The organism is Streptomyces sp. NPDC031340, assembly GCF_055569945.1.
In genome coordinates this window covers 33,328-40,630 of the sequence record NZ_JBVIIE010000006.1, presented here as the reverse complement: position 1 = coordinate 40,630, position 7,303 = coordinate 33,328, and the positions used below count along the sequence as shown (strand labels likewise).

Sequence of the window (7,303 nt, the reverse complement as noted above, 5' to 3'; positions counted from 1 at the left end):
TCTCCCACTCCCCCCCCCCCCCCCCCCCCCGCCCCCCCCCACCCCCCCCCCCCCCCCCCCCCCCCCCCCCCCCCCCCCCGGGGCCGGACGGCCGGTCAGGTCCGGTTCGGGGTGACGACCTTGATCCGCACGTCGTATCCGGCCGGGAGGAGTCCGGTGACGGTTCCGGCCGCCGGGTCGGCTGTCGTCTCGGCGAAGACGAAGCCGTCCTCCGTCTCGTAGGCGATCCGGGCCCGGTGCGCGGGCCCGTCGCAGGGAAGGGTGACGCGCACCCACGCGCTCGCCGAATACCGCACGTCGTCCCGGGACCTGACCAGGCCGGCGGCCACGTCCGTGTCGCCGTCGGCGGTGATGCGGTGGTCGCGGTGGCGCAGATCCCGGCCGCTGCCGAGATAGAGGTACCCGAGCCGGCCGTTGTTGGCGCTGACCACACCGAAGGTGCCGGTGAAGTCGAGGTCCCGGCGCGGGGAGTGGGCCTCGCCGTCGGCCGAGCTGAGGATGTACTCGACACGGCCCCGCAACTCGCCGGGTCCGTCGCTGCGGACCCGCAGCGCCGCGAACGTGCCGTCCCCGTCCAGCCGGGTGACCTCCGTGACCGACCCGGTGCCGCCCGCGGCGGGTTCGAAGACGGACACGAAGGGCGCCGTCGCCGCGTTGTTGCCCTGCTGCCGGACGATCAGCGTCGGGGTGGTCTGCGGCGCCTGGTTGACGGCGCCGGGCGTGACGTTGGTGTTGAGGGTGGTGCCGGGGCCGTCGACCCGGAACACCGTGCGTCCTTCCTGGCCCAGCATCCACATGCGCATGTCGATACGGGGGTTGGCGGTCGAGGCGTCGACGGTCCAGGTCGCCCGCAGGTCGCCGTCGTGGAGGGCGCTGACCGGGTTCGTGAAGTACTTGTAGGCGGCGTTGGCCGTGGTGCCCAGGTCGCCGGCCGCGGTCAGGTCCAGCGGTTGGCCGTCGGCGTCCGCCAGGACCAGGCGGTGACCGAGGTTGTGGTGGATGTAGTCGTTGTCGGCCTGGTCGGAACGGAAGACGTCGACGTAGTAGCCGGTGGTGTCCGAGGTCCTGATGATGGCGACCAGGCGGCGCTTCTCGGCCGCCGACACGTCGGTGAACTGGGCGTAGGCCGATATCTGCGTCGTGTTGGTGAAGGAGTCCGCGGGCGGCGCCGGTTCCATGGCGTTCACCGTGATCGGGCCGTAGGCGTAGCCGGGGACGATGGTGTTCGCGCCGGCGGGACCCTTGCTGTAGATGTAGTCAGCGCTCGTGTACGACTCGTAGGACTTGCAGTTCGGCGACAGCGCCCAGCCCTGACCGTACAACTGCATCGCGAGGCCGTTGGGGTTGAGGTGGTCGTCGCCGTTGTAGCCGCCGTACACGGTCGCCATCAGACCGGTCGCCACGTCGTTCCTGTTCTTCATCGTGATGTGGCGGTGGTGCGGGGAGTAGGCGGTGCGCACCTGCGACGTCGTCGCCCCGGCGGCCGGCAGGTCGACGTCGACGAGGATGTCGAGCAGGCCCAGGGCGCCGCGGCTGTACTGGCCGGCCGCGACGGCGTTGCCGATCACCTCCGCGACCTGGGCGGCGTGCGCGCTGTCCCCAGTCCCGGTGTAGTAGGTCAGCAGCCGCTCGAACGCCGTGTACCCGGGCGACCCACCGCGGCCGTCGCCGAAGACGACCATGTTGCCCCGGGCGTCCAGCCAGGGTCCGATCGCCAGGGCCGCGCGCCGGAGGATGTCGTTGCCCGCGATGGTGTCCGTGCCCTGCCGCCCGACCGGCACCGCGAAGTCCAGCAGGGAGCCGACCGTGCCGAACGAGTACAGGGGCGACTCGTGCCACAGGCCGGTGACCTTGTCGTACTCCTTCAGTATGTCGGGCAGCGCCGTGTGGTACTGGGTCGTGGTGGTCGTGTAGGACGCGAGGTAGTGCTCGCGTCCCTTGCCGTCGGCGTAACTGTCGTCCGGGTCCAGGGCGAGGATCGCCGGCAGGATGCAGGCGAAACCGTTGATGTTCCAGTTGCCGGTCGCGCCGCCGCGGACCAGGCCGATGTCGATGAAGCGCTTGAAGACCTCGGCCGACAGTTCCTTGAGGCCCTTGCCGATCTCGACGGCGTGCGGGTGGGGGTGGGCGTCGAGATAGTCGTACAGGAAGTCGTAGACCACCGCGGCCTGGCCGCCCATCGGGTCGTGGATGACCTCGTAGTCGTAGTAGCCGCAGATGCCGCCCGGCTCGTAACCGCCCGGCCCGCCAAGGGACTTGGCGGGGTCGAGCATGGGCTTCATGTAGTACACGCCCATCAGCCACTGCCAGTAGATGTCGGAGGCGAAAGCGGCGTACTTCTCCTCGCCGGTGATCCAGTGCAGGAAGGCCGAACGCTGGGCCAGGTCGAGGAGTTCCTGGTTGTTGAGGCGGATCATGTGACCGGTCTGGGCGTACGGGACGGTGACGCCGTCCTGGTTGACCATCGATCCGTCCTCGCTGTACGCGAGACGCTGCGCGAGGGGCGCGTTCTTGTTGGAGTTCCAGCCGCGGGTCGCGTCGAAGCGCAGCGTCGGCACCGGCGCGTCGCCCTCGCCGTAGTCGAAGTTCTGCTTCTTGACGTAGACCTGGGTGTAGCGCTGCCCTTCCTTCCAGTACATGGACATCCGGGACAGGATCCACTCCGGATCGGTCCGGTGCCGGTCGGCGAGCGGCTCGATGACCGCCTTGATCTGCTCGTACGACGACTTCGCCCAGTCACTGCCGGTGACCTTGGCGATCAGCGCCTCCTTCTCGGAGGCGTCGGTGTAGATCCACGGGTGGGTGAGGCCGGCCCCGGCGGACGCCTCCGCGAGCGCCTCCGTCGCCGCCCGGGCGGTACCGGTCAGCGGGGGCAGACCGAGGGCGAGGCCGCCGCCCGCGGCGAGGAGCAGCAGTCTGCGGCGTGCGATGTTCTGCGACACGAGATGTCCCTTCGTGTTCCTGGTCGTTGCGGCTCGTGGTCAGGCGCTGATGGGGAGGGTGTCGGGGGACACCGGATGGGCGAACCGCTCACCACGGGCGTAACGGCCCAGTTCGGCCAGGGCGGTGTCGCCGAGCCGCCGTATCTCGTTGCCGACGGATCCGGCGATGTGCGGGGTGAGCAGGACGTTGGGCAGGTCGAACAGCGGTGAGGAGGGCGGCAGCGGCTCGGGCTCGGTGGTGTCCAGCACGGCGTGCAGCCGCCCCGCGACGAGTTCCTCGGTGAGCGCCTCGTGGTCGACGAGGACGCCGCGCGCCGTGTTGATGAGGGTGGCTCCGTCCCGCATCAGGGCGAGGCGACGGCGGTCGAGGATGCCGACGGTCTCGGCGGTGACCGGCGCGTGCAGGCTGACCACGTCGCTGCGGCGCAGCAGTTCGTCGAAGTCCGCCTTGCGCCCGCCCAGCGCACGGGCCCCCGCCTCGTCCAGATAGGGGTCGCTGATGAGGATCTCCAGGTCGAAGGGGCGCAGCAGCTCCGCGACCCGGCGTCCGATGGCGGACGCGCCGAGCAGTCCCACGGTGCGGCCGTAGTTGCCCGAATCGGGGTAGCTCTCCCTGGTGTTGATGAAGGCGCGCCGGCGCCGGTAGTGCCGCTGCGCGACGCCCACCTGCTTGCCTGCCAGTAGAACGGTGGCCACGGTGAACTCGGCCACCGGCAGGGCGTTGGCCGCCGCGGCCGACGACACCCGCAGTCCGCGGTCCCACCAGGCTTCGTGCACGATCGGTTTCACGGTCCCGGCGGCGTGGACGACCGCCCGCAGCGAGGGCAGCAGAGCCAGTTCCTCGCGGCCGAGTGGCGGACACTCCCAGCCGGTGACCAGCACTTCGACGTCATGCAGCAGGCGGCCGACACCGGGCGCCCGGAAGTCGGTGACCGGGTGCCGGGCGGGCGGCTCGGCCGCGAGCCCGGTGAAAGCGGCCGCCAGATCGGGGCCGAACAGACGGGGCGGCAGGTCCGCGGCCATGGCGAGGGCCACGACGGGCAGACGGGGAGCGCGGGGGGAGCGCATGAATTCCTCCGGTTCGCGGAACACGGCATGGCGCGCCGATGTGGACGGGACGCGGCACGACGGCTCACAGGGGCGGACGAGGGTGATGGGCGGGGCGGCGGACAGCGCGACGGCTACGGTCTCCGTGCCGTGCCGTGCCGTGCCGGGCTGAGGCGGTTGGCGGTGCGACGGCTACGGTCTCCGTGCCGGGCTGAGGCGGTAGGCGGTGCGACGGCTACGGGTTCCGTGCCGGGCTGAGGCGGTTGGCGGCGCGGCGGTTACGGGTTCCGTGCCGGGCTGAGGCGGTAGGCGGCCCCGGGACGTGTGTGCAGGACGGTGAGGTCCGGTTCCGGACGGTCCACCGCCGGGTCGTCCTCGGAGCCGCGGACGACCAGCGGTCCGGCGTGCCGCACGGTCACCGTGCCGCCCAGGAGGCTGCGCAGACGCGCCTCGGTGAGCCGGCCGGCCCGCCAGCAGAGGTCCAGCTCGACCCCGCCGCGCGCCCGCAGCCCGTGCACGTCGCCGTCGGGCAGCGCCGCGGGCAGGGCGGGCAGCAGGTGCAGCTCGTCGGCGTGGCTGTGCAGCAGCAGTTCGGTGATGCCGGCGGTGGCCCCGAAGTTGCCGTCGATCTGGAACGGCGGGTGCAGGTCGAAGAGGTTGGGGGCGGTGTGCCCCGGGGTCAGCAGCCGGGCGAGCAGGCGGTGGGCCCGGTCGCCGTCCCCCAGACGCGCCCACAGGTTGATCTTCCAGGCCGTCGACCAGCCGGTCGCCTCGTCCCCGCGGTCCTCCAGCACCCGCCGGGCCGCCTCGGCCAGGTCCGGGGTGCCCCGCGGGGTGATGCGGGCGCCGGGGTGGAGGGCGTACAGGTGGGAGAGGTGACGGTGGCCGGGTTCCGCGGTGTCGTCCCAGTCCCGCTGCCACTCCCGCAGTTGTCCTCGGGCGCCGGTCCGCGTGCCGGGGGCGAGCCGGTGCAGGGCGTCCAGCACCTCCTCCCGGAGGCCGGGGCCGGCGCCGAGGACGTCGGTGGCCGACAGGTACGCCTCGAAGAGGTCGCGCAGGAGCTGCTGGTCCATGGCCGGCCCGGCGCAGACGCTGGCGCCGGCCGTATGGTGGTGGGCGTTCTCCGGGGAGACGGACGGGCAGGTGACCAGCCGTCCGGTGGCCGGATCCGCCACCAGGGTGTCCAGGAAGAACTCGACCGCCCCTTCCAGCACCGTGTAGTGCCGGGCCAGGTGGGTGGCGTCGCCGGTGAAGCGGTAGCGGTCCCAGACGGCCGTGCTCAGCCAGGCGCCGCCGGTGGGCCACATGCCCCAGAAGGCGCCGTCCACGGGGGCCGTCCCCCGCCACAGGTCGGTGTTGTGGTGGGCGACCCAGCCGCGCGCCCCGTACATCGCGCGAGCGGTGCGGCGGCCCGACTCGGCGAGTTCCCGCAGCAGGTCGAACAGGGGGTCCCAGCACTCGACGAGGTTGGCCGGCCCGGCGGGCCAGTAGTTCATCTGCGTGTTGATGTTGAGGGTGTACTTCGAGCCCCAGGGCGGCGCCATCAGGTCGTTCCACAGCCCCTGGAGGTTCGCGGGCTGGGTGCCCGGCCGGGAGCAGGAGATCAGCAGGTAGCGGCCGTAGTTGTAGTACAGGGAGACCAGGCGGGGGTCGTCGCCGGAGGCGAAGCGCCGGACCCGTTCGTCGGTGGCAAGATCCGAGGCGGGGCCGGCGGGCACCGCCAGCGTGCTGCGGCGGAACAGGGCGCGGTGCTCGCGCACATGCCGGGCCCTGAGCGTCGGGTAGGGGAGGGCGGCGGCGGCCTCCAGCACCCGGGACGCCTCGGCGTGCGGATCCCCGTTCGTGTCCTGCCGGCCGCGGTGGCTTGTCTCGACGGCCACCAGCAGCGTCACGGAGTCCGCGTCCGCGATCCGCAGCGCGTCCCCCTCGCGGCGGACCTCCGCCCGGCCTTCCGCCAGGACCCGGCACAGGGCCCGGAAGCGGACCGTGCCGGTTCCCCCCGGCCCGTCGCCGCCGACGCCGTCCAGGGCCAGGGTCATCGGGTCGGGGCAGGAGACCGACGTCTCCTGCGGCGAGGCGAACGACACCGTGAAGGCCGTACGGCCGGGCACGTCCGCGGACACCCGCACGACGACGACCTGGTCGGCCGGGGAGACGAACACCTCGCGCTGATGACGCACCCCGTCGCGGGTGAACCGGACCGCCGTGACCGCCTCGTCGAGGTCCAGCGTGCGGCGGTAGTCGGACACCCCGCCCGACGCCGGGTCCACGGGGAACGCGAGCCGGAGGGAGCCGACCGGCTGGTACGACGCCTGCTGCGCGGGACGGCCCATGAACTCGGCGTCGATCAGCCGCTGCGCCCGCGTCCACTCCTCCCGGAACACCAGGTCGCGGATGCGGGGCAGGGCGTCGCGGGACGCGGGGTTGGCGTAGTCGTGCGGGCCCCCGGACCACAGGGTGTCCTCGTTGAGCTGGAGCACCTCGTCGTCGGTTCCGCCGAAGACCATCGCGCCCAGCCTGCCGTTGCCCACCGGCAGGGCCTCCAGCCATTCACGCGCGGGCCGCCGGTACCGGAGCAGGACATCGGGCTCGACTGCGCCCGCGCCGGCGGACGGGGATGCGGGAGAGGGGTTCACACGGAGTCCAGGTGTGCGTGGGAAGGGGGGAGCGGGGTGCCCGCCGACCGCCCCCGTGGGTGTGTCGCCGCCGCATGCAGCCGCCGGTGTGCGAGGAACGCGGGCAGACTGGCCCCGAAGCCGATTCCGAGGCCGGGCAGCGCGGTGACCAGGGCGAGCCAGGTCGCGCCGAGCACGAGGACGCCGGCGACGCGCCCGGGGGCACCCACCAGAACGGCGAGGACCGGGCCGGACAGCTCGCGCGGGCGGGACCGCGGGTGGATCCCGGCGGCCTCCAGGAGCGCGGCGAGCGAGGCGGCGCCCAGGAGCAGCAGCGTCACCACCACGGCGAGGGCGGGGACGGCGAGGACCGGGCGGGAGACCGCGAGCCAGAAGGACAGGGCGAACCACCCGCATCCGGTGAGCAGCAGCACGCCCGCTCCCAGCGGCAGCCAGCCGCGCAGCGTCGTACGGAACTCCGCGGCGAACGCCGCGGCGAGCCGTGTCTCGTCCTCCTCCAGCCAGCGGTGCATGACCCGCTGCATCGCCACCGCGGCGGGCAGCGCGGTCACCAGCGGCAGCGCGGCCACCAGCCAGCACAGGTTCAGCACGGCCAGGTTGCCGGTGAAGACCATCCAGCGGGGCACCGCGATCCCGCCGCGGGAACCGGCACGTGTCTCGGCGACGGTGTGGGCCATG

At 72.8% G+C, this 7,303-nt stretch carries 4 protein-coding genes; all 4 read right to left on the bottom strand.

The genetic code is table 11. The features are described 5' to 3' along the window. Window positions 1–95 precede the first annotated feature (95 nt). A complete protein-coding gene (locus ACZ5GT_RS05875; RefSeq protein ID WP_469014917.1) occupies window positions 96–2,942 on the bottom strand; it encodes a hypothetical protein in 2,847 nt (948 codons plus the stop codon). A gap of 39 nt (window positions 2,943–2,981) precedes the next feature. Then, window positions 2,982–4,010 (bottom strand): hydroxyacid dehydrogenase, encoded by a 1,029-nt coding sequence (locus tag ACZ5GT_RS05870; RefSeq protein WP_469014913.1) that lies wholly within the window; start codon window positions 4,008–4,010, stop codon window positions 2,982–2,984. A 257-nt stretch (window positions 4,011–4,267) separates the two neighbouring features. Further along, window positions 4,268–6,625, bottom strand: coding sequence for a glycoside hydrolase family 95 protein (locus tag ACZ5GT_RS05865; RefSeq protein WP_469014908.1), 2,358 nt, complete (start codon window positions 6,623–6,625; stop codon window positions 4,268–4,270). Then, window positions 6,622–7,302, bottom strand: coding sequence for a DUF624 domain-containing protein (locus tag ACZ5GT_RS05860; protein WP_469014903.1), 681 nt, complete (start codon window positions 7,300–7,302; stop codon window positions 6,622–6,624). The genes ACZ5GT_RS05865 and ACZ5GT_RS05860 overlap by 4 nt, the downstream gene beginning before the upstream one ends. Window position 7,303 lies beyond the last annotated feature (1 nt).